The 690-nt window shown below is 49.1% G+C and carries 1 protein-coding gene; it reads right to left on the minus strand.

Annotated features, from left to right (window positions below; genetic code table 11):
- On the minus strand, positions 1 to 690 hold a 690-nt coding region (locus KW848_RS32720), incomplete at both ends, for a hypothetical protein (RefSeq protein WP_218539173.1).

Raw genomic sequence — 690 nt, forward strand, 5'->3', positions numbered from 1 at the left:
TCTTCTTTCTTCCCTCCCCTCCTCTCTCCCTTTCCCCCTTTCTCCCCTCTCTTTCTCTCCTCTCCTTTCTCTCCTCTTTTCTCTCCTCCTCCCCTTTCTTTTCCTTTTCCTCTTTTCCCTTTCCTCTTTTTTTCCCTTCCTTCCTTCTTCCTTCCCCCTCCCTTTTTCCCTCCCTTTTCTTTTCCTTCCTCCTCCCTTTCTCTCCCCCTTTTTCCTCTTTCCCTCCTTCCTTCCTCCTCTTTCCTCTCCTCTTCCTCTTCCTTTTCCTTTTTTCCCTTCTCCTTTTCCTTTTTTCTTTCCTTCTTCTCCTCTTCCCCTCCCTTTCTCCTTCCTCTCCTTTCCTCTTTTTCCTTTTCCCCCTCCTTTTCCTCCCCCTCTCCCTTCTTTCCTCTCCTTTCCCTCTCCCTTTCCTTCTCTCCCCTCCCTCTTCCTTCCTTTCCCTTTTTCTCCCCTCTTCCCCTTCTCTCCCCCTCCTCCCTCCTCTTCTTTCTCCTTTTCTCTTCCTCCCTTCCCCCCCCTTCCTCTTCCCCCTCCCCCCTTCTTTTTTTTCTTTCTTCTCTTCCCCTTCTCTCCTTCTTCCTTTTTTTCCTCTCCTTTCTCTTTTCTACTTCTCCTTTTTTTTCCTCTTCTTCTCTTTCCTCCTCCCCTTCTTCTCTTTCTCTTCTCCTCCTCTCCCTCTCCCTACTCTCT

The organism is Pseudomonas sp. PDM25 (assembly GCF_019219045.1).
Taxonomy (GTDB): Bacteria; Pseudomonadota; Gammaproteobacteria; order Pseudomonadales; family Pseudomonadaceae; genus Aquipseudomonas.